The 25,099-nt window shown below is 55.6% G+C and carries 16 protein-coding genes and 1 tRNA gene; 7 read left to right on the forward strand and 10 right to left on the reverse strand.

Annotated elements, in window-relative coordinates:
* Positions 1 to 132 precede the first annotated feature (132 nt).
* The gene (locus tag H6F46_RS13860; protein ID WP_099535620.1) at positions 133 to 576 is read right to left on the reverse strand and encodes a thioesterase family protein; all 444 of its coding nucleotides are present in this window, start codon (positions 574 to 576) and stop codon (positions 133 to 135) included.
* A 678-nt stretch (positions 577 to 1,254) separates the two neighbouring features.
* Here H6F46_RS13860 and H6F46_RS13865 point away from each other — a divergent pair.
* Entirely contained in the window at positions 1,255 to 2,097 is an 843-nt protein-coding gene (locus H6F46_RS13865; protein WP_190355360.1) for a universal stress protein, read from the forward strand.
* A gap of 182 nt (positions 2,098 to 2,279) precedes the next feature.
* Here the strand turns inward: H6F46_RS13865 and H6F46_RS13870 are convergent, their stop codons facing one another.
* The 3 genes from H6F46_RS13870 to H6F46_RS13880 all read right to left on the reverse strand — a co-directional run bounded on the left by H6F46_RS13870 (position 2,280) and on the right by H6F46_RS13880 (position 5,746).
* Entirely contained in the window at positions 2,280 to 2,750 is a 471-nt protein-coding gene (locus H6F46_RS13870) for an NADAR family protein (protein ID WP_099535622.1), read from the reverse strand.
* A 176-nt stretch (positions 2,751 to 2,926) separates the two neighbouring features.
* On the reverse strand, positions 2,927 to 3,778 hold the full coding sequence (gene murI / locus H6F46_RS13875) for a glutamate racemase (protein WP_099535624.1): 852 nt from the start codon (positions 3,776 to 3,778) through the stop codon (positions 2,927 to 2,929).
* A 399-nt stretch (positions 3,779 to 4,177) separates the two neighbouring features.
* Positions 4,178 to 5,746 carry an adenylate/guanylate cyclase domain-containing protein gene (locus H6F46_RS13880; protein WP_190355359.1) on the reverse strand — a complete coding sequence of 523 codons (1,569 nt, stop codon included), beginning with the start codon at positions 5,744 to 5,746 and terminating at the stop codon, positions 4,178 to 4,180.
* A gap of 618 nt (positions 5,747 to 6,364) precedes the next feature.
* Here H6F46_RS13880 and H6F46_RS13885 point away from each other — a divergent pair.
* On the forward strand, positions 6,365 to 7,024 hold the full coding sequence (locus tag H6F46_RS13885; RefSeq protein WP_190405015.1) for a hypothetical protein: 660 nt from the start codon (positions 6,365 to 6,367) through the stop codon (positions 7,022 to 7,024).
* Positions 7,025 to 7,099: 75 nt separating this feature from the next.
* Here the strand turns inward: H6F46_RS13885 and H6F46_RS13890 are convergent, their stop codons facing one another.
* Together H6F46_RS13890 and H6F46_RS13900 are read right to left on the reverse strand one after the other, a co-directional pair.
* Positions 7,100 to 8,626, reverse strand: a complete 1,527-nt coding sequence (locus H6F46_RS13890) for an anthranilate synthase component I family protein (protein ID WP_190355357.1) — start codon at positions 8,624 to 8,626, stop codon at positions 7,100 to 7,102.
* 425 nt (positions 8,627 to 9,051) lie between these two features.
* Positions 9,052 to 9,501, reverse strand: coding sequence for a photosystem I reaction center subunit II PsaD (locus H6F46_RS13900; RefSeq protein ID WP_099535524.1), 450 nt, complete (start codon positions 9,499 to 9,501; stop codon positions 9,052 to 9,054).
* A gap of 399 nt (positions 9,502 to 9,900) precedes the next feature.
* Here H6F46_RS13900 and H6F46_RS13905 point away from each other — a divergent pair, with 399 nt between their 5' ends.
* Positions 9,901 to 10,626 carry a response regulator transcription factor gene (locus tag H6F46_RS13905; RefSeq protein ID WP_099535626.1) on the forward strand — a complete coding sequence of 242 codons (726 nt, stop codon included), beginning with the start codon at positions 9,901 to 9,903 and terminating at the stop codon, positions 10,624 to 10,626.
* Positions 10,627 to 11,000: 374 nt separating this feature from the next.
* Here the strand turns inward: H6F46_RS13905 and H6F46_RS13910 are convergent.
* Positions 11,001 to 11,074: transfer RNA gene (locus H6F46_RS13910), tRNA-Asp, on the reverse strand.
* A gap of 330 nt (positions 11,075 to 11,404) precedes the next feature.
* Here H6F46_RS13910 and carB point away from each other — a divergent pair.
* Positions 11,405 to 14,704, forward strand: a complete 3,300-nt coding sequence (carB, locus tag H6F46_RS13915; protein ID WP_190355355.1) for a carbamoyl-phosphate synthase large subunit — start codon at positions 11,405 to 11,407, stop codon at positions 14,702 to 14,704.
* Positions 14,705 to 14,862: 158 nt separating this feature from the next.
* On the opposite strand, the gene H6F46_RS13920 is transcribed toward carB, so the two are convergent.
* From H6F46_RS13920 to H6F46_RS13930, 3 genes are all read right to left on the reverse strand, one after another.
* Complete coding sequence (locus H6F46_RS13920; protein ID WP_190355354.1) at positions 14,863 to 15,960, reverse strand: alkene reductase; 1,098 nt, start codon at positions 15,958 to 15,960, stop codon at positions 14,863 to 14,865.
* Positions 15,961 to 16,259: 299 nt separating this feature from the next.
* On the reverse strand, positions 16,260 to 17,675 hold the full coding sequence (locus H6F46_RS13925; protein ID WP_190355353.1) for a mechanosensitive ion channel domain-containing protein: 1,416 nt from the start codon (positions 17,673 to 17,675) through the stop codon (positions 16,260 to 16,262).
* A gap of 125 nt (positions 17,676 to 17,800) precedes the next feature.
* On the reverse strand, positions 17,801 to 19,543 hold the full coding sequence (locus H6F46_RS13930) for an ABC transporter ATP-binding protein (RefSeq protein WP_190355352.1): 1,743 nt from the start codon (positions 19,541 to 19,543) through the stop codon (positions 17,801 to 17,803).
* 437 nt (positions 19,544 to 19,980) lie between these two features.
* Here H6F46_RS13930 and H6F46_RS13935 point away from each other — a divergent pair, with 437 nt between their 5' ends.
* The 3 genes from H6F46_RS13935 (at position 19,981) to H6F46_RS13945 (ending at position 25,012) form a co-directional block, all read left to right on the forward strand.
* Positions 19,981 to 22,014, forward strand: coding sequence for a serine/threonine-protein kinase (locus H6F46_RS13935; protein ID WP_099535534.1), 2,034 nt, complete (start codon positions 19,981 to 19,983; stop codon positions 22,012 to 22,014).
* A 261-nt stretch (positions 22,015 to 22,275) separates the two neighbouring features.
* Positions 22,276 to 24,312, forward strand: coding sequence for a serine/threonine-protein kinase (locus H6F46_RS13940; protein WP_190355351.1), 2,037 nt, complete (start codon positions 22,276 to 22,278; stop codon positions 24,310 to 24,312).
* Positions 24,313 to 24,352: 40 nt separating this feature from the next.
* The gene (locus H6F46_RS13945) at positions 24,353 to 25,012 is read left to right on the forward strand and encodes a DUF3124 domain-containing protein (RefSeq protein WP_199291568.1); all 660 of its coding nucleotides are present in this window, start codon (positions 24,353 to 24,355) and stop codon (positions 25,010 to 25,012) included.
* Positions 25,013 to 25,099 lie beyond the last annotated feature (87 nt).

A 25,099-nucleotide genomic window follows, 5' to 3' on the forward strand; every position in this document is an offset into this window, starting at 1 on the left:
TACGTTAGCGAATGTTAGTAAATTAATTACTGTTGATCAACCTTGATGGGCCATGCATGAGCCACCGGTCACGAACTGAGTGATGAATGACTGAATCGAGTCGCGCGTGAATGATCGTGAATCGCCCTTGGCCTACTGCACGGGCCCGGCGATCGACTGCAACACAGACACCAATTCCGGTGGCCAGCGGCGCATCACTCGCCCCGTTGCTCGATCGACCGGCACAAGGGTGACACAGGCCGTGGCATAACATTCCCCCGTCGCCGCCGATTCCACTTGGTAGTCAAACATCAAGCGTACTCCCTCGATCGGCTCCAGGGCCACCTTCACCACCACCTCTTCGCCCATCCGTGCTGGGCGGTGATATTGGATCCCCAGGTCAACCACGGGCAACTCACAGCCCATCTCCACCAGTTGCTCATAGGCCAACCCGCGCGATCGTAAATATTCCACCCGCGCCGACTCCATCCAAGAAAGATAAGTGCCATGCCACACCACCCCGGCATAGTCCGTGTGGTGGGGCTGAACCCGCGCCGGGTAAGCAAAACCCTGAAAATCCGTTGAATCTTGAGCCATCGGAGCTGAGGAGGCAGTTACAGAGGCATTCATAGCGCACATTGCAAAGCACATTGCAAAAATTGCAGAAGGATTTAATCGGCCAAGGTTCAGGCCGGGCCAATCCCCTTTGGTCGAGCCAGCGATCGCATGGGGCGATCGAACCGGCGATCGCATTGATTAAACCAGGATGAAACCGGCGATCATTAGGCGATCATCATGGGGCCCGAGGTCATTCAGAACACAATCCTCTTGTTAGCAAATGAAGCAGACAGCCTTCGGGCCCACCATCCCCATTTAACACCTCCAGACCCGATCCCGTTGTAATTCTTTAAGGTTTTAATTTTTCCAGCAATTCTTGAAAAATGTAACTATTACAAGGGGTTCTGGCGGCAACTCAGGAATTCGGTGGTAGGCTTTAAATGAACTGTTGAAGCCTGTTGAATCAACTCGTCGATGGTCAGCAAGTGGTGTGCCTACTGGGTTTGTGTCACCCCTGACCCGGTTGATTCACACAGCAAAGAGACATCCTTAAATAACACCAACTCTCAGCAATACCCATTTCAGGATATTTACTTGATATCCAGTTGGTTAGTCTTAGGTTGGCGTTAGCGTTTTATTGATTTTCTCTGGATCAAATTTCAACATTGTTCTTGAGTAGTTCTTGATCGGTCTAGCAACGCGACTCCTTCAGAAGCCATGATTAAAAAAATCTTGTTCGCTGACTCGGGCACGGGACAGTCAGAAGAAATGCTGAAATTTCTGATGGAGATCCCCGCGATCAAAGATGCCCATGTCACCATTTTGCACGTGGTTCCTGGTCGGATTGGGTCTGACCAAATGGCCGAAAAGCTGGAAGCAGGCGGCAAAATGCTGGCCAAGGCGATCGAGTTTTTGGGTCTGCCGCCGGAACAGGTGTCGCCCATGTTGCAGCAGGGTGAACCCAAAGATTTGGTGCTGCGGGTGGCGGACAGTGTAGACGCGGACTTGATCGTGATGGGATCGCGGGGTCTGAAGCGGCTGCAATCGATTCTGGAAAACTCGGTGAGTCAGTATGTTTTCCAACTGTCGGGGCGGCCGATGTTGTTGGTGAAGGATGATATCTACGTCAAGCGGATTAACCGCGTGATGGTGGCGATCGATAAGTCCGATGCATCTCAGCAAGCGCTGCAATTGGGACTGTTTTTGACGCGGGACATCAAGGGCAGCCAGTTGATTTTGACCCACGTGGATGCCAAACGGAAGCCGGATGAGGTGATCAGCGGCGAGAGCGATGAGGTGCTGGCTGGGGCGATCGCGGAGGCGAAAAAGTTTGGGGTTGGCTACAAGGCCATTTCGGCCGGGGGCCGGGCTGGGGAAACCATCTGTCGCCTGGCGGATGATAACAATGCGGATCTGTTGCTGTTGGGGTCGCCCGATCGCCGGCCATCGGTGGCGAAGGGACTGCCGGATCTCGATCGCCTGCTGGGATCGTCTCTGTCGGACTATGTGCGGGTTTATGCCAACTGTCCGGTGTTGCTGACGCGGATTCCGAGTGCGTAAGGTTTTCAACTTAGGCGTTCGAGCTTAGGGCTTTGAGCAAGGGCCAAGCTTTCGGGGGCAAGGGGTTTAAACCCCTTGTCTGTTTGTTTTGAGTGTTCGAGCTTAGGGCTTTGAGCGCGAGCCAAGCTTTCGGGGGCAAGGGGTTTAACCCCCTTGTCTGTTTGTTTATTCTGTTTGTTTATCTAGAGAAAACTGCGGCTCAAGGCCAGGTTCTCCCGCAGTTGATCGCGCGTTTCCATCAGTACCTTGCCGAGTTCGTTTTTTCCGGTGCGATCGGCTCCACATCCCCAGTAATAATCTGTGGGTGAATCTTCAATGAGTTCTTCGCTGCCCGTGCTGAGCAGCACTTGCGCCAATTCAGGATGGCTGGAAAACTTGACCCACACCCCTTGGGCCATGATCGATCGCTTCACCCGATCCCAGTCCGATCGCAACTGATGGGCCGGGTTGCGCCCCAAGGCGGCCGCTTCCGATGCAGTCAGCGCCGATCGAATTCGATCGATCACGGCCGCCGATTCTGTACCCACAAACTTCTGTGCCTGATAGAAATGTTCCACCGTTGGCCAGTCAACGCCATCAACAACAATCCAATGGGGCGAGAAGTTGGAAAAACACCCATAGGGTTCACCAACTTTGTAGAAGTAAATGGTCATGGGAGATCGATCGGGCAACGGCGGACAGCCCATCAAACCCGGCGACTATTCCAGCCTGGGATCAATGGGCAGAGATGGATGAGGCGATCGCTGTGTTCTCAAGATTTTTGGGAGCGTGCCTATTGCTGATCATCGCATGGCAGTGATCCCTGGAGGCAATTTCCCGATCGCCCGGCCTAAGCTGACAACGGCGACTCGATCGGCAAGTAATCGCCTAGGGTTTCCGCCTCCAGCAGTTGCACCTGCTCCACCAAAGGCGCACAGCCTAACCAGCGAGTTGCCAAACTGGCAAAGCGATCGGCCTCGCCCGTGACACAAAAGCGAGTGGGTTGCGGTTGATCCAAATGCTTCAGGTTGAGCAACTCCAGCTCTTGGGTTGCGGCGGCCACCACATGGACGGCCGGGTCGATCGTGACCACTCCCGGCGGCAGCAGTGGTTCAATCACCCCTGCCAGGTGTGGATAGTGGGTGCAACCATAAACCAACGTGTCGATCGACTGTTCCAGCAGCGGTTCCAGGTACTGTTGCGCGATCGCTCGGGTGTCGGGTTCGTGCAACCGTCCTTGCTCCACGATCGGCACAAATTCCGGACAGCCCACTTGCCAAACCTGCACCGTGGGATCAATCTCCACCATGGCCCGGCGATAGGCATCGCTGGCGGCCGTGATTGGCGTGGCGATCACTCCCACCCGGGATCCGCGATCGACCGCCACCCGAGCCGCCGGCAAAATCAAGCCCACAATGGGCAAATCAAACTCTGCGCGCACCACATCCAGCGCCAACGCCGAAGAGGTATTGCAGGCCATCACAACCATCTTCACGCCCTGGCGTTCCATCCAGGAGAGGATTTCGCGTGAAAATTGGACAATTTCGGCGGGCGATCGCATCCCGTAGGGCAAACGGGCCGTATCCGCCAAATACAGCAGCGACTCGTTGGGCAGTTGGCGATATAACTCCCGCAAAACCGTTAGGCCACCCACGCCACTGTCAAACACGCCAATCGGCCGTCTGCGGGCATCCCTCGCGATCGCTCCTGAAATTAGCCCCTTCAAACTCCAGACCTCCAATCCTCAAGGACAAGCAACTGCCTCACCAATCACAACCGCACCATTGAACCGCGCCATTGAACCGCGCCATTTTGCAACTCCACATCTGGAACGGCATCCGAGATCCTGTTCAGGAAACCCTAGTTTCGGGAAATCCTAGCCTTCAGGAAACTCCGGCGATCTCCCATTCATCGCAGTACCGACGGCAATGGATGGCGGGGAATGGATGAAGGCTGCAACAGCGATCGGGGCAAGTTCCCATCAATTACGCTACAGCTTGGCGGGGATGTCAACTCTGAAGCCGATGGGGAGTCAATGGTGAGTCAAGCGCCGGTTCCGGTGAGGGCCCGCAGGCTTTGGCTCAAGACATCAGCACGATCATCAGCGAGATCGGGCCCGTCGCCGTCCTCGGTAGCGTTTGCGCTTATGAATCACCTTGCCCTTAATTAATTGCCAGGTATGTTCAGAAGGTGGAAAACCCGCCAAAACCGATCGCTGCAAATAGATATGAGTTGCGCGATCGGTCGGATTCATGCTGAGGCATTCCTCAAACAAAGAAGCGGCTTCCCGATATTGCCGACGATGGAATCGCAGGACTCCTTCCTCAAATAAACTACTGGATGCACGCTTGAGGGTTTGCAATTCAATCGGATCGGCATTCAGGACTTCATAAACCGCCACAGGTTGAGTTCTGCCACGCACATACAGCCGATCGATAAACCGAATGCTGTATTTAGAGGGGTTATGCAGCGCTGCCAACAGACGATGGGAAACCAAAATCGAAACACTATATTGCTTCGTTAATTCCTCTAGGCGAGAAGCCAAATTCACCGCATCCCCGATCGCGGTGGTTTCCATGCGGTGAACGCCCCCGATTGTGCCCAAAATCAGCGGCCCCGTATCCAAGCCAATGCCAATGCGAATGGCCGATCGCCCTGCCTGCAAGCGCTCCTGGTTATATTCACTCAACGCCTTGAGCATCGAAATGGCCGCATCAACCGCCAGGTCAGCATCCCCTTCAAACAGGGCCATAATGGCATCGCCAATGTACTTGTCAATGAACCCATTATGTTGGGCGATCGCTCGCTCCATCCGACCCAAATAGGCATTCAAAAAACGCAAATTTTCCTGAGGGGACATGGTTTCCGAAAGGGTCGTAAAACCCCGAATATCGGCAAACATGACCGCCATGGTTCGTTCCGTATAGTCTCCCAGGCTCACTTCCGCCAAGGTTGACCGCTGCAACAATTGCAGAAATTGGGTGGGCACAAATCGCCCATCTAAACCATCCCAATCGGCCGAATCTTCCGGAATTTCTGCCAAATCTGTAATGTCAATCTCTGCCAAATCCGTTGCTTCAGGATTGGCCTCGTCATTCATTTCCTCAACTTCTTGATCATCAGCTTCTTGATCATTTTGATCATTCACTTGCCCATGAACAAGTTCGTTAACCGGTTCATTCAACCCTTGATGACGGTTACTGGGACCATCTTCTCCTTGATGATCATTAACAAATGCAGAACCATCAGCTTCAAATTCAGAACTAATCTTGAAATTGGAATGAGGATGTTGATTGATATCGAAAGAATAATGAAAATGAGAATGAGAATGACGATCGAAACGATTGACCAACAGCAAACGGGAATGGGAATCAGAATCCTGAGGAGAACAAGAATGGGCGATCGCCTGGGCGCAGGTCTGGCGGGCAATCCAAAACCCAATCACACTGGCTGCTGAGGTACTCAAAAAAGCCACCATTGCCACAGTGCTGACGGGGGGAACCATCTGGCTCAGCTCTGGGGCGGTCTCCGAAAAAATCAGAAGTTGCCACCGCCAGGTGATGGCTCCACTGATGAGGGCCGCCAGGGCCGGCAAGGCAATGAGTAACCATTCCCACGACCAATTGCGAAGTCGCCCACTCAGGGCTTGATAGAACTGAAGTGTTGACATGACTCCCTGAGTGACGGCTTTGGCTCAGATGCTATTTGCATGATGCACACCTTAAAGGAAAAAAATCGGGAAGATGCAGGTAAAAAATGTAGACGCTGGGCGCAAATAGCGCCGTGTTTACCGTAGCCTGATTCGATGCCCTCTGTCAGGAATAGTTGTGGATTGTTAGGCGATAGCAACTTATCCAGGAGCTCGCCTCACAAGGTTGGTGAATGGCAGACGGGGAATCATGTGATTCGAGAGGGCTGAATTGCAAATCGAGTTGTAATTCCTGATTGCAAATCTTTACTTAACTGCTGCTTTGAATTCTGATCAATTTCTATCCCGTCTGTTGATGATTAGTGGCGGAAATAGCAATGGGGTGGTGGACTGGGGGAGGCAAAACCGAGCAGGTTCAACTCTCAGCTCCGCCGATCGCTTGGCCCTACTGGCCCCTGACCTCTACTGATTTATACCGATAGTTGTCCTGATTTGCTGTTTTTAAGCTACCGAATTGCCAAATTACTGAAGGGATGAGCGGTTCAGCAAGGGAGCAACTAAATGCCTGAACGTCTGCTGGACTTCTGCTGAATTGCTGTTGAACTTCGCGAATGCTGAATTGCTGGGAGAAAAATCGTGATGCGTGCAGTCTTGACCTTGCTTTTGTTGGGTGCTTGTTCAATGGGAGGGCCCGTGACCGGAGCCGATCGCTCGCCGGTTTTGCCGATCGCTCCCCAATCGATCGCGCCGGTTGCCCAAGCCACGCCCACACCGCCCGCCCGCATCACCGAGACGATCATGGTTGAAGGGGAGCCGGAGTCGATCGAGCTGGAGCGGTTTGCGCCCGATCGATTTCCAGTGGTGACCTATTTGGCTCGGGAAGATTTTGCCCCAAGCCTGAATCGCCAAGGGGGCCGCGCGATCGCCCGGTTTGTGGCCCAGGGGGGAGCAGTCCGCAACGAAGCGGCCTATGTCAGCGTGATTGTTCCGGAAACGCCCACCACGCCGGAACAGTTGTGGCAAAGCTATACGGGCCCCAGTGGCTGGTTGGCCACGAATCGGGCCAGCATTGTTCGATCGAGCGACGACCCCAAATTCAAGCGGTTTGGTTGGGTGAAACGGGCGATCGCCTTCATGCGCACCGACAAAGGCGAGCCGATCGCCGGAGAGCTTTATCTAGGGGAAATGGCGGGTCGCCCCTTTGTGGTGCTCGTGCATTTGCCCATGGAATACCTGGAAGGCTATGGCCCTCGGGTGAGCTTGCTGCTGAAACATTTGGCAGTGCAGCCAGCGCCCTAATTCCAGCTTGCATCAAGGCGCTCAGGCGCTTTGAATGGCGGTTCTTCCAAGTTGCTAGGGTCAACCCTGGCTGAGTTAACCTTGCAAGCAACGCAAGGCCTCCAGCACGCCGCGCGCCTTATTTAAGGTTTCCTGGTATTCCTTTTCGGGATCCGAGTCCGCCACCAGGCCCGCGCCCGCTTGCACCGACACTTCGTGAGTGCCATCAGCGCGGTTGCGCACCAAGGCCGTGCGCAGGGTGATGGCGGTGTTGAGTTGCCCCTCAAAGTCGTAGTAGCCATAGGCTCCGGAATAGGGGCCGCGCCGACAGCCTTCTAGGGCGTGAATGATCTCCATAGCCCGAATTTTGGGCGCACCGCTGACGGTTCCGGCGGGGAAGGTGGCAGCCAACACATCCCAAGCCGTGCGATCGCCCGCCACTTGCCCGATCGCGTTGCTCACGATGTGCATCACGTGGCTGTAGCGCTCGATCGTCATGAGTTGATTAACCGTGACCGTGCCGCTGTTGCAAACGCGCCCCAAATCATTGCGGCCCAAGTCCACCAACATCACGTGTTCGGCCACTTCTTTGGGATCTGCCAACAGATCCGCCGCCAGGGCTTCATCTTCGGCGTGGTTGGCTCCTCGGGGGCGTGTACCGGCGATCGGGCGAACGGTGGCTTGAATGGTTCCATCAACTTGGCGATCGGTCTTGACCATGATTTCCGGGCTGGAACCAATTAATTGCCAATCACCGAATTGGAAATAGGCCATGTAGGGCGAAGGGTTCACCAACCGGAGCGATCGATAGATATCGAAAGGATCCCCTTCAAAATCCGTGCTCAACCGTTGGGAAATCACCACCTGAAAAATATCGCCGGCCTTGATGTGCTCCTTGGCCTTGAGCACGTTGGCATGGAAGGCTTCGCGAGTGGTGTTGCTGCGAGGATTCAAGGGCGGGCGATCGCTCTGGGTGGCCGGAGTCCAGCGCAGGAGTGATTCTTGGCGATCAATACTGCCTTGGAGGCGATCGATCAATTCATCCACCCGCCCACAGGCCACCTCATAGGCCTGGCGCAGCTCCACCGCCGGATCCCGCAAGTCCGCATAGGCAATCACAAACACCTTGCGCTTCACCTGATCAAAAATCATCAGGCGATCGACCTGCATCCACAGCCCATCGGGCAAATCCGCCTCCGTGGGCCCATAGGCCGGCACACGCGGCTCAATCCACTGGATCAGCTCATAGCCCCAAAAGCCAAACAGCCCGCCAATTCCCGGGGGCAACTGTGGCAGCTTCACCGGCCGCACCGACTCCAAACAACTGCTCAAAATTTCAAACGGATTACCCCGGTGCTCCACCACCGTCCCATCCCGGAACGTTTGCACCGCCAAATCTCCACGCGCTTCCAGCACCCACAGGGGGTCATAACCCAAAAGGCTATAGCGGCCAATATTTTCGCCCCCTTCCACCGACTCCAGCAAGAAGCTGTAGCGTTGGCCCTGGCAAGTGCGCAACCAGGCCGAAACCGGCGTGTCCAAATCCGCAACCCACTCGCGATAAACCGGGACGAAGTTTCCTTGGCGGGCGAGTTCCGAAAATTGGCTAAAGTCGGGCAACATGGGTCAGCAGCAGATGAGCAAGTCTCAAAATACTAGCAACCGTCTGGATTCCTTGCACCAAAACTTCTCCGATCAGGCGATCGCCCCATGGTGTCGATGTCCCAGCGTAGGAATGCAATGGCACAGCACCGGTAATCAGCCAGCCCAAAACAGGCAAGCCCAAAACAGACAAGCCCAAAACAGACAAGCCCAAAACAAAAACGAGCCGCCCCAAAGCAGGGAAGCGGCCCGTTTATTGAGTCGATTTGGCAGTCTTGGAATCGGGGAAAATTCCCCAGCCCATGGACAAACACAGGGATCAAGCGGAGCGGTCAAGCAGAATTCTGAGCAAATTAGCGGTTTAAGTGCAGGAGTCAAAAACCGCCTTGCAATTCAAGCTCAACCCCTCGCCCATCCAAGCGCCCACCATGGGCAACCCCAAAAACCTACACTTCGTAGGTTTGCTTGCCGCTGAACTTGACCGTTGCGGGCTGAGGGTTTTCGCCAATGCGGCGATCCTTCTTGCCGTTGAAGTCGCGACCAGCATTCACCTTTTCGGGGAAGGTGCCATCGGCGGGGTGGATGAACTCCTGTTCGCCGTTGGGATAAATACGATAGACCTTATAGTCTTCGATTTTGGGCTTGAACTTGGTGCGCAGTTGCTTACCAAGGGCGATGCACTGCTCCTTGCGGGCCAAGAACAGCAGGTTTTCGCCTGCATTCATGACGGCAGCGCCACCGGTGGGCATTTCAAAAACTTGTTCTTTGGTACTGGTCCAGGTAATGGCGTATTTCTCTTCGACGTTAGCCTTCGAGAGCAAGCCACCCGTGCTACCGCCAAATTTCGGCGTTTGGCCCGTGAGGCCGCTGGTTTCAGGTGTAGGATTTTCGGACATCGCTTTTTGTCTCGCTAGTCTCTAAAAAGTCTTGCGAATTTACGGGAAATCCTAGCACTGGCTTTGTGTTGAGCCATACCCCCCCGGCCAGAACTGTTACAGTTCTTTATTTGAGCCGATCAAGCTGAGAATGGCTGCTGCAAAGGATCTGCGGCACGATCGCCCCGGTTTCTGAGCGCTATGCTGAGGACGAAAGACCCGCTTCACCCTGGAGCTAACCCGATCGCCCATCAGCACCCAGAAAGGGAAAGTGCGATCGGCCCATGGCCGGGATGGGGGTGTGATCCTGGGACAGGATGGGCTGAAGATTGGCTCAAAATGCTCAAAGCTTCGGTGTGATTTCGACCTGTTGTTCGATGTGTTTGGTGTGATCGCGACACGGATGAGGCCCTGCAAATCATGCAAATTCTGATTGTGGAAGATGACACGGAGATTGCGGAGTTGTTGCGCGGCACGCTCGATCGCGAAGGGTTCACCTGTGGGGTTTGTCACGATGGCCAAGCGGCGATCGAGCAGTTTTATCGGTCGCAGCCCGATTTAGTCATTTTGGATTGGATGATTCCGGGCATTGATGGCCTCGAAGTCTGTGCCCGCATTCGCCAAAAACCCGGCGACAAGGATCCTTATATTTTGATGTTGACGGCGCGGGGCGAAGAGTTCGATCGCGTTGTGGGCCTGTCAACCGGTGCAGATGACTATTTAGTTAAGCCTTTTAGCCCCCGCGAGATGGTGGCTCGGGTGCGGGCGCTGTTGCGTCGCAGTTTGCGCCAGGCCGGAACCGGGGGCGATCGGGACTTGACCCCCACCTACGCCACCCACCACTTCAGCCTCGACAGCGATCGGCGCGTGGCCCGTCGCCACCTGCCCGATCACGATTCTGAAGATCTTGACCTCACCACCTTGGAGTTCAATCTGTTGGCCACCTTCCTCAGCTATCCGGGCCGGGTCTGGAGCCGCAGCCAACTAATCGACAAACTTTGGGGCGATGACTTTTTTGGCGATGAGCGAGTGGTGGACACCCATGTGGCCCGCCTGCGCAAGAAAATTGAACCGGATCCCGGAAATCCCCAATTTCTGAAAACGGTGATTGGGGCCGGCTATAAGTTTGAAGATCCCGGGAATTAATCTTGAACTCGCCTGATTTTCCATGTCCCAATCGTCGTAACAAGGGGCTTAGGGCTGTCGTCAAATTTCCTGAAACCCTGATGACCTCGTTCTTTAAACCAATCAGTCGTAGGGGCGGGGTTTCCCCGCCCAGTTCTCGTGATCCTTGGGTGCTCCCAGGGGTGGACAGGGTTGTGGCGATCGCCCGGGTTAGGGTTGGGAGACCCAACCCCTACGGCGATGGAAATGACGACAGGCCCTGAGGATCGATCGCACAGAATCGACCTGCCTGGTTGAGACTGAAGCAATAGAATCAACATCAGTAACAACGTAGGCTCAGTTCGGGTTCAGAGTTGACGCTCTTCACTCCTCACTCTTGAACTTTATCTTTTGAACGGGTCTGACGGGGCTCGAACCCGCAACTTCCGCCGTGACAGGGCGGTGCTCTAACCAATTGAACTACAGACCCAAATCGCTTTCTGGCTTTCGGAGCGCTTTTGTTTCGCGTCCCGCGCCTTCAGCGATATACATATTTGCGGATAAACCCGAATTTGTCAAACGTTTTTCTGAAATTTTCTAAAAAAATTTTCTGGGCGGTCTTCCAGAAGATTTTCTAAAAAACTTTTTCGCCCCTTTGGCCGCCGATCGCGGGCCTGGGGTAGGAACCCAAAGCGAAACCGGGCCGGAGAACAGTGCGCCCTAAACATTGACGGGACGATCGCACCTCGTACAATAGGCAGGATCTCGGGCCGGGCGGCCCGTGGTCGATCGAAATCGCTAGTCCCCTGGGATTGCCCTTATGCCCCGCCGCGACGACATTCGCAAGATTCTGCTCCTTGGTTCCGGCCCGATCGTGATTGGTCAGGCCTGCGAATTTGACTACTCCGGTACTCAGGCTTGTAAAGCGCTCCGGGCCGAAGGGTACGAGGTCGTGCTGGTGAACTCCAACCCAGCCACGATCATGACCGACCCAGAAATGGCCGATCGCACCTACATTGAGCCGCTCACCCCGGAAGTGGTTGAGAAAATCATCATTAAAGAGCGGCCTGATGCCTTGCTGCCCACCATGGGCGGCCAAACGGCCCTGAACATTGCCGTGGCCTTGGCCAAGAGCGGCGTGCTGGCTCGCTATGGTGTGGAGCTGATTGGGGCCAAGCTGGCGGCGATCGAGATGGCCGAAGACCGCAAGCTCTTTAAGGAAGCCATGGAGCGAATTGGCGTGGGCGTTTGCCCCTCGGGGTTGGCCAACTCCCTGGAAGAAGCCCGTGATGTGGCACGCCAAATTGGCTCCTACCCGCTGATTATTCGCCCGGCCTTCACCATGGGCGGCTCCGGCGGCGGCATTGCCTACAACCAAGAGGAATTTGAAGAAATTGCCCAGTCGGGTTTGGATGCCAGCCCCGTTTCACAAATTCTGATTGAGCAATCCTTGTTGGGTTGGAAGGAATACGAGCTGGAGGTGATGCGCGATCTGGCCGATAACGTGGTGATTATCTGCTCGATCGAGAACTTCGACCCGATGGGGGTGCATACGGGCGATTCGATCACCGTGGCTCCGGCCCAAACCCTCACCGACAAGGAATATCAGCGGCTGCGGGATGCCTCGATCAAGATCATCCGCGAAATTGGGGTGGAAACCGGCGGCTCCAATATTCAGTTTTCGGTGAACCCGGAAACCGGTGATGTGATTGTGATTGAAATGAACCCCCGGGTGTCGCGCAGCTCGGCTTTGGCTTCCAAGGCCACGGGCTTCCCGATCGCCAAGTTTGCCGCCAAGCTGGCCGTGGGCTACACCCTCGATGAAATTTCCAACGACATCACCCAAAAAACCCCAGCCTCCTTTGAGCCGACGATCGATTACGTCGTCACCAAAATTCCCCGGTTTGCCTTCGAGAAATTCCCCGGCACGCCCGCCGTGCTGACCACCCAAATGAAATCCGTGGGTGAGGCAATGGCGATCGGGCGGACGTTCCAGGAATCCTTCCAAAAGGCCCTGCGATCGCTCGAAACGGGTCGGGCCGGTTGGGGCTGCGATCGGGATGAAAAAATTCCCAGCCTGGAACAGGTTCGATCGAGCCTGCGCACCCCCAGCCCGGAGCGCGTCTTTACCCTGCGCTATGCCATGCAGCTAGGCATGAGCGTGGAAGATATTTACGAACTGACCGGCGTTGATCCTTGGTTCCTGGATAAGCTGCAAGAAATTCTGGAAACCGAAAAGCTGCTGAAGCGCACGCCCTTAAAGGACATGAGCGCCGCAATTCTGCTGGCGGCTAAGCAACAGGGCTTCAGCGATCGACAAATTGCCTACGCCACCAAAACCAGCGAAGACGAAGTGCGGGCCTATCGCAAAGGCTTGGGCATTGTGCCGGTTTACAAAACCGTGGACACCTGCGCCGCCGAATTTGAAGCCTATACGCCCTACTACTACTCCGCCTATGAAACCAGCAGCCTGGTGTTGACCGGTGACGAAGCGGAAACCGTGGCGGCGGAAACGGAAACCCTGCCGAGCGATCGACAAAAGGTGATGATCCTGGGTGGCGGCCCCAACCGAATTGGCCAGGGGATTGAGTTTGACTATTGCTGTTGTCATGCTTCCTTTGCGCTGCAAGCGGATGGCTACGAAACAATCATGGTTAACTCCAACCCGGAAACGGTTTCCACGGACTACGACACCAGCGATCGGCTCTACTTTGAACCGCTGACCAAGGAAGATGTGCTGAACATCATCGAAGCGGAACGGCCCAAGGGTGTGATTGTGCAGTTTGGTGGTCAAACACCCCTGAAACTGTCGGTTCCGTTGTTGACGGCTTTGCAAAGCAACCCCGACCTGCCAACGGAAATTTGGGGAACGTCGCCCGACTCGATCGACATGGCCGAAGACCGGGAACGGTTTGAGCATGTATTGCGGGAACTGAACATCATGCAGCCCCCCAACGGCATTGCTCGCAGCTATGGTGAAGCCCTGGATATTGCCCGGCGGATTGGCTATCCGGTGGTGGTGCGGCCTAGCTATGTGTTGGGCGGTCGAGCCATGGAGATTGTCTATTCCGATGCGGATCTGGAACGCTACATGACCGTGGCGGTGCAGGTGGAACCGGATCACCCAATCTTGATTGATAAGTATCTGGAAAACGCGATCGAGGTGGATGTGGATGCGATCGCCGACCATGGTGGCAACGTGACGATCGGCGGGATCATGGAACACATCGAGCAGGCCGGGATTCACTCCGGTGACTCCGCCTGCGCTATTCCCAGTTTCTCGCTGCCGACCAGCGCCCTGGACACCATCCGTGGCTGGACGATCGACCTAGCCAAGTCCCTGAAGGTGGTGGGGCTGATGAATATTCAGTTCGCGGTGGTCACGGGCGACAATGGCCAACCCCAGGTGTATATCCTGGAAGCGAATCCCCGGGCCTCGCGGACGGTTCCCTTTGTCTCCAAGGCGATCGGGGTGCCCTTGGCCAAAATGGCCGTGCGGGTAATGTCTGGCAAAACCTTGGCCGAACTGGACTTTGAACAGGAAGTGATCCCCGATCGCTTTGCCCTCAAGGAAGCGGTGTTGCCCTTTGAAAAATTCCCGGGCACCGATACGATTCTGGGGCCGGAAATGCGATCAACCGGGGAAGTGATGGGCGTGGATCCAGACTTTGGCACGGCCTTCGCCAAGGCAGCCCTGGGAGCAGGTCAACGGTTGCCCCTAGCCGGCACGGTGTTTGTGTCGGTCAACAGTCGCGACAAGGCGGCGATCGTGCCGGTGGTGAAGGAACTGCTGGACTTGGGTTTTGAAGTGTTGGCCACCGAAGGCACGCGCAAAGTGCTCCATGAGCATGGCCTCAAAGCGGTGCAATTGACCCTGAAGATCCATGAGGGCCGGCCCAACATTCGCGATGCGATCGTCAACGGTCAGGTGCAGTTGGTGATTAACACGCCCGCCGGGGAGCAAGCCCAGTTCGACGATCGAGCCATTCGGCGCACGGCCCTGGTTTACAAAGTGCCCATCATCACCACGATCGCCGGGGCCAAGGCCACAGCCGCCGCCATTCGATCGCTCCAATCCCAACCCCTAACTGTGAAATCCCTCCAGGAATATTTGGTTTAGGTCAAGTAAAGGCGGGGAGGATATCCAGCATTAAGAGGATATCGAGCATCAAACAGACAAGGGGCTGAAGCCCCTTGTTTTTTAGCGGAATTCCTTGATTTCTTCAGCTTTTTCAAGGGATTCTTAGCCCATTTCAGCACTATGCAAGTCGAAGCGGCCTACGATGCTTGATAGGCGGGAAAATCCGCGTAGCCCTTTTCGTCAAAAGCGTACCAAACCTCCAACGGAGCTTCCGGAGCCAGGGGCCAATCATGGGCAAACCGCTCAACCAAGTCCGGGTTGCTGATGAAAGGTCGCCCAAAAGCAATCAAGTCTGCATTCCCCGACGCGATCGCCGCTTCTGCCGTTTCTTGGGTATAGCCACAATTGCCCATCAAGGGGCCTGAAAACACCGATCGAAACTCGCTCAGGGTCATCGGTTCACCCAAGTTATGGAACCCAATTGCTAGGCCATCCATAACGTGCAAATAGCCCAAATTCAGTGCATTGAGCTGTTGCGCCGCGTAGGTAAAGGTTTCCCGATAATCCGGCGAACCCATATCGTTATAAATCCCATTGGGCGCAAGCCGAACCCCCACCCGATCGGACGGGAAAACTGTGATTACGGCTGCCACAATTTCGCTCAGAAACCGATAGCGATTTTCCAGGCTGCCACCGTAGCGATCAGTGCGGTGGTTGGTTTTAGATTGCAGGAATTGATCAATCAAATAGCCATTGGCCGCGTGAATTTCCACCCCATCAAAACCCGCCGCCTTGGCTCGTTCGGCGGCCCGGCGATAGTCTTCCACCACTGCCGCCACCTCGTCGGTTTCCAGGGCGCGCGGGGTTTCGTAGGGGTGTTTGCCCGTGGGGGTGTGGATGTGGTCGTTGCTGATGGCGATCGCGGAGGCCGAAACCGGCAGCGACTCATCGGCGCGGAAACTGCTGTGGGAAGCGCGGCCACAGTGCCACAGTTGCAAGAAAATTTTGCTGTCCCGATCGTGCACTGCTTGGGTGACCTGTTTCCAGGCTTCCGTTTGAGCGTCGTTGTAAATGCCAGGAGAGTTTTGCCAGCCAATGCCCTGTTCAGAAACGACGGCGGCTTCGCTAATCAAAAGGCCAGCACTCGATCGCTGGGCATAATATTCCGCCATCAAGGCATTGGGCAGGCGCTCCACCCCTGCACGGGCGCGGGTTAGGGGAGCCAAAACCACGCGATTTTTGAGGGTTAAATCACCAAACGTGAAAGGACTTAGAAGCTGAGGAGATGAACTCACAGAACGATTCCCAATGAATGGCAGGGTTAATAGTCGCGACTTTCAATCTAGCAAATTCATTAGGACTTGGGACTCTACTGGCAGATTAAATTGCGTTTAAGTATTTGGATTTGAGCAATGGCCCCTACGAACTCTTTGACCATAATTTAGCCCAAGAGACATCACTCACTGATCACATGAGCGTGAAAAACAATTTAAGATGCTTTTGTTGACATCAAGACAGAAATTTAGTGAAAGATTTCGGTCAAAAATTTCGGCCAAAAATTTAAAAATATTCTGGATCAAATTTCAGGAAGCAATTAAGCAGACCAATGACTAACCCATTGGCGAAGTTGGTTTTGAAATCTAGCCATTAGGCTTTTCGGTTCCGAATCTTCCAATAGGCCCGCTGTTTCTAAATGGTGGCGATAGCTCTCCAACACATCTTGACGATCGCCCATGGCCTGCGAAATCACCTCCAGCAAATGGGGATGGTTATTCAGAAGTAGTTGAAACCCATCACGGTGAATCAAAAAAAGTTCGGTCGGTTCCGCCGCTCGCATGGTGGTGGGGTAAGGCACATTCAACATCAGCGGCAATTCACCAAAAAATTCACCCTCTGTGAAGGAAAACAACCGGCGGCTAATGCGTTGATTTTCAAAAATGGCTTCGATCGCCCCTTTTAAAACAATGCAAAATTCATGAGCCCCATCCCCTTGCTGATAAAGAATTTCGGCCGTTGTTAATTGCCGCCGGTAGCCTAATTGGATCAAAAATTCAATTTCCAGGGGGGTGAAACTTTGGAAGTAGTCGATCGACCGCAGCAGGTCTTTGAGGGGTTCGTTGGGAACAGTTGCCGGAGCGATCGCCCCAGCCTCGGCCGCTGAGGGTTCCGACTCGGCCGCAACCCAATGAGGAAGGGTTGGTGCAAGCTGAATCTGATGTTGCCGCAAACCATGGGCGATCGCAAAGTGGAGAGCACTGCGAATGCCAGCACGTTGATCAACACGATCGACCCAGGCCCAAAGCTCCAAACTGATACTGCCTTCTTGAAAGCCTTGAAACATCACCTTGGGTGGGGGCGATCGCAAAATATGTGAGTGAGTAAAAGCCGCCGCCAGCAAAATTTCTGTCACGACTGAAAGATCGCTAGTCGGAACCACTTTTAAGGGAATTTCAATCCGGCTTCGGCAATCTTGATAACTCCAATTTTCAACCATTCGATTTGTTAATTCACTGTTGGGCACAATTAATTCCGATCCACGAAACGTGCGAATCACAGTTGAACGAATCGAAATATCTTGGATATAGCCCAGCTTATTATTAAATTCAATCAGGTCTCCAACCTTGAGTTTTTGCTCACCCAATAGGGTCAAACCACTAGCCCAATTTTTGGTTAGTTCCTTCAGCCCTAAACCAATGCCAACACCTAGACCACTGACCACCAAAGCAAAGGATTCCAATTGTAATCCCATGGCTTGGAGCACCAGCACATAACCCAGAGCGCCCATGCTCCAGCTAAACAAAATAGCGACCGCTCCACGGGTTCCTTCGCTCATGCCCAAGCGTTTTAGGATGATGTTTTTTAACAATTGGCGCAGGCCTTTGGTGAATAGACTCACCAGCATCAGCAGCAACGCCACTTGAATCATCCACCCGATCGTGATCGGGGTAGTTCCCAATCTGAAAAGGGGAGCTTGTGTAATTTGCGACCAAGCAACTTGTAAAGCAGCCATGAAGACGTTCCCGATCGGGATTGGGTTGGGAAAGCAGCCAGATTCAGCATTCAGGAAGCATCGTTCAGGAAAGATTTTTCAAACCAAATTCTTCACAAGAGATCTTTCCCAAAAACTGCAACTCTTTATTCACGAAACTGGCGAGCATAGTAGGCGGCATAACGACCGTTTTGGGCCAGTAGCTGATCATGGCTGCCCGATTCGACAATTTGCCCTTTTTCAACCACCAAAATTCGATCGGCTCCACGCACGGTGGCCAGGCGGTGCGCAATGGTCAGGGTGGTGCGATCGCGCCGCAGTCGATCGAGCGCTTCCTGCACCAGGCTTTCGGATTCCGAGTCGAGGGCGCTGGTGGCCTCGTCCAAAATCAGAATTTTGGGATCTCGCAACACGGCCCGGGCGATCGCAATTCGCTGGCGCTGGCCGCCGGACAGGTTGGCTCCCCGTTCGCCCACCCAGGTGTTGTAGCCCTCGGAGAGTTGGCTGATGAAGTCGTGGGCGTTGGCAATTTGGGCGGCTTGTTCGATGGCGCTGCGGCTGGCTTTGGGGTTTCCCAGGGCGATGTTTTGGGCGATCGAACCGGAAAAGAGGATCGTTTCCTGGGGCACGATCGCAATCTGTTGGCGCAGGCTGTTGAGGGTCACCTCTCGTAAATCGATGCCATCAATGCAAACCTGGCCCCCTTGGGGATCATAAAACCGCAGCAACAGATTGACGATCGTGCTTTTGCCCGCGCCGGAAGCCCCCACCAGGGCGATCGCCTCACCGGGCCGCACGGTCAGATCCAACCCTTGCAGCACCGGTTCCGCCGCGCTCGGGTAGGCAAACTCGATCGCGCGGAATTCCACCCGGCCGGTGATGGTGGGCAGGGGTTGCGCCCCGGGGCGATCGCGCACCGTCGGCGGCACGGCCAGCAGCTCAAACAGCCGATCGACCGAGGCTTCACTTTCCTTGAATTCGTTGTAATTGCTGGTGGTGATTGAAATGGGGTCAATCAACAGGGCCACAGCGGTCACGTAGCTAATGAACCCCGCGCCGGTTAAGTTGCCTTGGCCAATTTGCCAGCTTCCCAACCAAAACAACACCAACACGCTCATGGCTTCCAAAAAGCCCACAATCACAAACTGAGCCGCCTTCGCTTGGGCCGCTTGCAGTTTGGCGTGTCGGGCCGCTTCGGCCTCTTGCCGGAAGCGATCGAGTTCTGTGCGTTCTGCCCCAAAGGCTTGCACCAACCGAATCCCCGCCAAAATTTCCGCGATCGTGGCCGCCAATCCCGCAATTCGATCCTGGCTGCGGCGAGCAAAGCTCAACAGGCGATCCCCAAACCAAGCAATCAAAACCGCAATCAAGGGCGCGATCGCAAAGGTAGCCAAGGTTAACTGCCAGTTGAGATAGATCATGTATCCCAACACCACCACCAGTTGCAGCACACAGGGCACAAACTGGTGAAACACCTTGCCCACCGCATCTCCCACCCGATCGACATCGCCCGTGAGTCGATAGGCCAGGTCACCCGTTTGCGATCGCTCAAAATAGTCCAGGCTCAGGGTTTGTAAATGTCCATACAGCCGCACCCGTAGGGTCATGGCCACCCGCAAAGCCGCCTTGGCCATCAAGGTATCTTGGCCATACTGAAACGCGCCGCGCACCAGAAAAATCAGGGCTGCTAAGCCCGCCAATTGCAAAATTTTGTCTGGCTGACCCGTGCCGATCGGCTCGGCCAACTGCCCCGGCAACCAGGCCAACACCGGCCAAAAAGCCGTGAACCCCACCGTGCAGGCCAACGCCAGGGCGATCGTTTTGGCCTCCGCGCGCACGAAGGGCCACAGTTGCCAATAGTGCGATCGCCCTTTGCCGGTTCGGGACATGGTTTACACCTGCTTTGTGGATAGAGCCAAAATGCTACCTGTTAATCAACCCCGAATCCCGATCGGGATCCAATCTCCTCCTGGGCCGATCCTCGCAATTGCCAGAATCGAAAGCAGGTTGGAAGGGGATTGGAAACGATCGATCTAGTCAACTTAAATGAATGCCCTAAGCATGGTCTAAAAAAGAATGGTCTAAAAATGGCTGATTCAAACGCTCCTTTGCAGCGAATCCCCCCATGGATCGTTAAAAAACATACCCATTCCTCCGAAGGATCCCCAAAGAGTTATGGTGTTAGCCGTCGTAGCCCTCGGGTGGGTGGTTTAAACTTGAAGCGTGCGACCATCCCGCGCGATCGCCCAATTTTGCCCCCGGATGCCGCTCGCTCCCTACAAACCCACTGCTTTGAACGCTGACACAGTAAACGCAGCCTGGCCCTATGGTGACGCTCTCAGTCGGTCAACTTCTCGACCGACGCTATCGGATCGTAGAAATCCTGTCGTCCGGAGCGTTCGGGCAAACTTACCTGGCTGCGGACTTGCGCCGACCGGGCTTGCCCCACTGCATCGTGCGGCAATTCCAATTCCCCAGTAAAAATTCCAAAGCACTGCAAGTGGTGCAGTTGCTGTTTAAGAAAAAAGCAGAAACCCTCGAAAAGCTGGGCACTCACGATCGAATCCCGCAGCTTTTGGCCTGCTTTGAGCAGGAGGGACAACTTTTTTTCATTGAGGAACTGATCCAGGGGCAAACCATCGCCGAGGAGCTGAAGGCCAATCAGCCCCAACCGGAAGAGTATGTGGTGCGTTTCCTGCAAGATACGCTGGAAGTGCTGGATTTTGTCCACAAAAACGGGGTCATTCACCGTAATTTGCGGCCCGAAACCCTGATTCGCCGCACGATCGATGGGCGAATTGTCCCGATCGAATTTGGCTTGATTCAAGAAATTGCCAATCCCTCAGCCCGGGCTGATGCGATCACGCCGCCCCCTTCGCCAGATTCGGTGGTTTACATGTCGCCGGAACAGTTGCAGGGCAACCCGCTCTACAACAGCGATCTCTACGCGGTGGGGATGATTTGCGTCCAAGCCCTGACCGGGTTGTCGCCCAATGCCCTGCCCAAACCCAAAGACAACAATGGCGATCGCCCGCCCCATTTGGATTGGCCCAACCACGGGCAAATTAACCCCGGACTGATTTCTCTGATTGAGCGGCTGATTTCTCCCTACTTCGATCGCCGCTATCAGTCGGCCGCCGATGCCCTGCGGGATTTACAGGAACTCTATGGCCTGTCCATGGGCAGCGGGGTGAATCTCAGCGGCGCGGGCATGAGCGGCCTGCGGGCCCGGCTGGCCAGCAGCAGCCAAAACTCCCCCGCCCACAGCGAGGCCCAGGAGGCGGCCAAACGCCGTTGGCCCGATCGCCGGTTGTGGTTGGGGGTGGCGATCGCGGTGGTGGGTTTGGGGTTTGGGGCCTTGTTGTTGGCGGGGCCCCTGAGATCGCGCTATTGGGTCGATCGCGGCAGTGACCAACTGAAGGCCGAAAACTTGGAAGAGGCGATCGCCAACTACAGCCAAGCCCTCCAGGTGGATGCCAACAATGCGGAAGCGCTCTACCGACGGGGAGCCGCCTATGAGGAAATTGGGGAATATCAAAAGGCGATCGCGGATTTAGATCGGGCCATTCGCCTGCGGCCCAAACATGCCCCCAGCTATTTCCAACGGGCCAACGCCCGCTACCGTCTCAGCGATGCCCGCGCCGCGATCGAGGACTACGATCGGGCCCTGACCTACGACCCCAACTTGGTGCAGGCTTATCTGAACCGGGGCAACGTTCGGGGCGACATTGGCGACGACAAAGGGGCGATCGAGGACTACAACCGTGTGATTGCGGCCAAGGGAGTGCCGGCCCGCCTCCTGGCCCCCGCCTATCTGAATCGGGGCCTATCGCGATCGAACCTGGATGACCAACAGGGGGCGATCGACGATGCCACCAAAGCAATTCAACTGAACCCCAGCTATGCCCTGGCCTACCAAAACCGCGGCCTAGCCCATCGGCGGGCCGGCAACCTCCAGGCCGCCCTTCAGGATTTCAACATTGCGATCCAACTACAACCAGACGACCCAGACCCCTACTACAATCGGGGGCTAACCCGTTGGGATTTGGGCGAAGTGGAAGGCACGATCGAAGACTTTAACAAGGCGATCGAGCTGCGGCCAGAACATGCCCTGGTTTATTACGATCGGGGCGTGGCTCGGCTCAAGCAGGGCGACCAAACCGGCGCACTCACCGACTTCCAACAATCGGCCAAGCTGTGCATCGACGAAGGCCGTTTGGGTTGTTACCGTGATGCCCAGTACCAAATCCAACAGATCCAAGCGGGCAAACTGCCCACCGATCTCAAATTGTCCGATGAGGAAGAACCCGAAGCCCCACCACCCGAACCCAGCCCCGCCGCCAGCCCTCCGCCCTCCTAGTCGTGCGGCAAGCTTGCTTTCATTGGTCAAGCCATAGGTCAAGTCAAATGACTGCTACTGTTACCCGATCGTTAGGCAGCAAAGGGCTTCAGCCCCCCGGGATTGCGACTAACTCCGTAATCTGCGCCCAACGAATTAGACCTATCGCGCGACTAGGCGCGGCCATCCATTCACCTGCTGGGGTCTGTCTCACCCTTTAACGCCCCAGACCTCGTTTCTGGATCATTTAACCCGTTGTTTTTGCCCCATCCCTAACTGAACTTGGCCCCCAACACCCCACCTTCTCCTCCACCTCCGGGCGATCGACCTCCCAAATCATCCCTAGGCAAGGATCCTATCACCATCGGCCAACTGCTGGATAAGCGCTATCGCATCTTGCAAGTGCTTGGCTCCGGAGCCTTTGGCAAAACCTACCTGGCTGCGGATCTTCGCCGGCCGGGCTATCCCCAATGTGTGGTGAAGCAACTGCGCCTGTTGCGTCCCAACCCCACCGCCGCCAAAAACGCCCACCGTCTCTTTCAGCGGGAGGCGGAAATGTTGCAACGGTTGGGAACCCATCCCCAAATTCCCCGCCTGTTGGCTTTTTTTGAAGAAAACGAGCAATTTTATCTCGTCAAGGAATTTGCACCGGGCCACCCCCTCTCGCGGGAATTGGTGGTGGGGGAACCGCTCCCGGAGCAACGGGTGATTTCCATGGTGGCGGAAATTCTGGAAATTTTGTCCTTTGTCCATGGCAACCGGGTGATTCACCGGGACATCAAACCCGCCAACTTAATCCGTCGCAGCGCTGACGGCCGGTTGGTGTTGATTGACTTTGGTTCCGTGAAGGAAATTTTGCAAACCGATGGGGAATCGGCCGCCGCTCGCACGATCGCGGCGGGTACTCCGGCCTACATGCCGATCGAGCAGTTTTATGGCAATCCCCAGTTCAACAGCGATATCTATGCCGTCGGGGCGATCGCAATTCAGGCCTTAGGGGGCTTTTCCTCGGAGGAATTACAGGCCCTGCGCGGATCCCAGGAGCCGGTGAGCGGCCGTTTGAATTGGCGGGCCAGCATTTCTGTCAGCACGGCGTTTGGAACCGTCCTCGATAAGATGGTGCATCCTTCCTATCAACAGCGCTACGCCAGCGCCGAGGAAGTGTTGATGGATCTGTTGCCGTTGATGGGCGGGAATGTTGGCGAGTCCATCACCACCGCCGCCGAGGAAGAACTAGGCAACCCCATTCCTTGGGCTGAATGGTGGCGACGTTGGTGGCCTTGGGGGTTGGGGTTGTTGGGCACGGTGGTGGGGCTGGCGACCCTGTGGCAGTCGGGGTTGCCCCAGTTGGCTATTGCCCAGATGATTTTGTCGCGCTGGTCTCAAGTGCCCACGGGATTGGTGATGAACCAAAATGCGTCCCCCTCGGATTTGGTGGGGATTGCGCGGATGTTGGAGGGAAAAACCCCAGCTCCCGATCGCACCTGGGACTACAGCAAGGCCATCCACGACGCAACCCAAGCGCTGGTTTGGTCCGCCAGCAGTTCCGCCTATTTTTTGCGCGGTGTGGCCTACTACAACAGCGGCAACTGGAATGCGGCGTTGGCCGACTTAAACCAAGCCTTGCAGCTCGAAGCCAGTGACGCGATCGCCCGTACCTATCTGGCGGCCACGCAAGATCGCCTGGGCGATTTGCAAAGTGCTCTGGCCAGCTACGATCGAGCCATTCAAGACAATGGCAAGTTGAGTGCGGCCCACTTGGGTCGGGGGTTTGTGCGGTTGCAACTGAGCGATGCAAAAGGGGCGATCGCGGACTTTGACAAAGTGCTGTCTCAGCAGTCCAGTTGGTCGGCGGCTTACCGTGGTCGGGCCTTGGCCAAAATGCTGGCGGGCGACTCCGAAGGGGCGATCACCGACAGTTCCCAAGCCATCCGGCTCGATCCCAACAACGCCAGGGCCTATCAGGTGCGGGGACGTACTCACTTTGCCAGCGGCAATCTGCCCTCAGCCCTGGCCGATTTGACGGTGGCCATTCGTTTAGACAGCAAAGATCCGGAAAGCTACTACTACCGCGCCCTCACTCGCCAGGCCCTGGGGGAACCCCAAGGCACACTCAGCGATCTGAACCAGGCGATCGCCCTGGACGATCGCTATGCCATGGCCTATCAACAGCGGGGATTGGTGCAGGTGGGCTTGGGGAACCGGGCCCCGGCGGCGGCGGATTTTCGGCAGGCGGCCAAGCTCTGTCTCGATCGGGGGCAACTGGATTGTTATGACGCAGCCCGCCGTGAGCTAGAGAAATTGCAGGCCATGCCTTAAGGGCTGTTCTCTAGGTTATTCTCCAACCCCCCATACCCTCATGCTGTCGATCGGGAAAATCATCGGGAACCCATGGCTCGGGCAAGCCGCCAGCCGCATCCGGCCAACCGGACTGATGGGCGCGGTGGCGGGCCTGTTGGTGGGTTGCCAAGCGCCCCCATCGCCTTCTCTGTCTTCGTCGTCCGTGCCGGCCGGTTCGCCCCCGGTACAACCCTTGACGCGTATCACCCAATCCGGCGGCGGCATTGCGATCGCGCCCGATCGCCTGGCCGTCAGCACCGGTCAGGTCATCTTGGTGCCAGCCTACTCTCATGTGTATTACGGCGATCGACAGGATGAATTCCTGCTGAGTGTCACCCTCAGTATTCGCAACACCAGCCTCACGGAGTCGATTGTGGTGCGATCGGTGCGGTATTACGACTCCCAAGGCAAGCTGATCAAGCAATATGCCAGCAGTGCCTTGAAGTTGCCGCCCTTAGCAAGCACAGAATTTTTCATTCCCCAAACCGATCGCAGCGGTGGTTCCAGCGCCAGTTTTGTGGTGGAGTGGGTCGCGGAACAAAAACAGGTTACGGCCCCGATCGTGGAAGCGATTATGCTCAGCACCAGTTTTCAGCAGGGCGTTTCATTCACCAGTTCTGGCCGCGTAATTCAAGAGCTTTCGGCCCCACCAGCCGCCCGATCGCCCAATTCGCAGTGATGACAAGGGGGCGCATCTGGTTGCACGATGGGGCGGTTAAGCGAGCAAAATCCTACTTTAGGAACCATGCTGCGGCCGCCGGAGCCA

Origin of the sequence: Limnothrix sp. FACHB-1083 (assembly GCF_014696485.1) — a bacterium.
Lineage (GTDB): Bacteria > Cyanobacteriota > Cyanobacteriia > CACIAM-69d > CACIAM-69d > CACIAM-69d.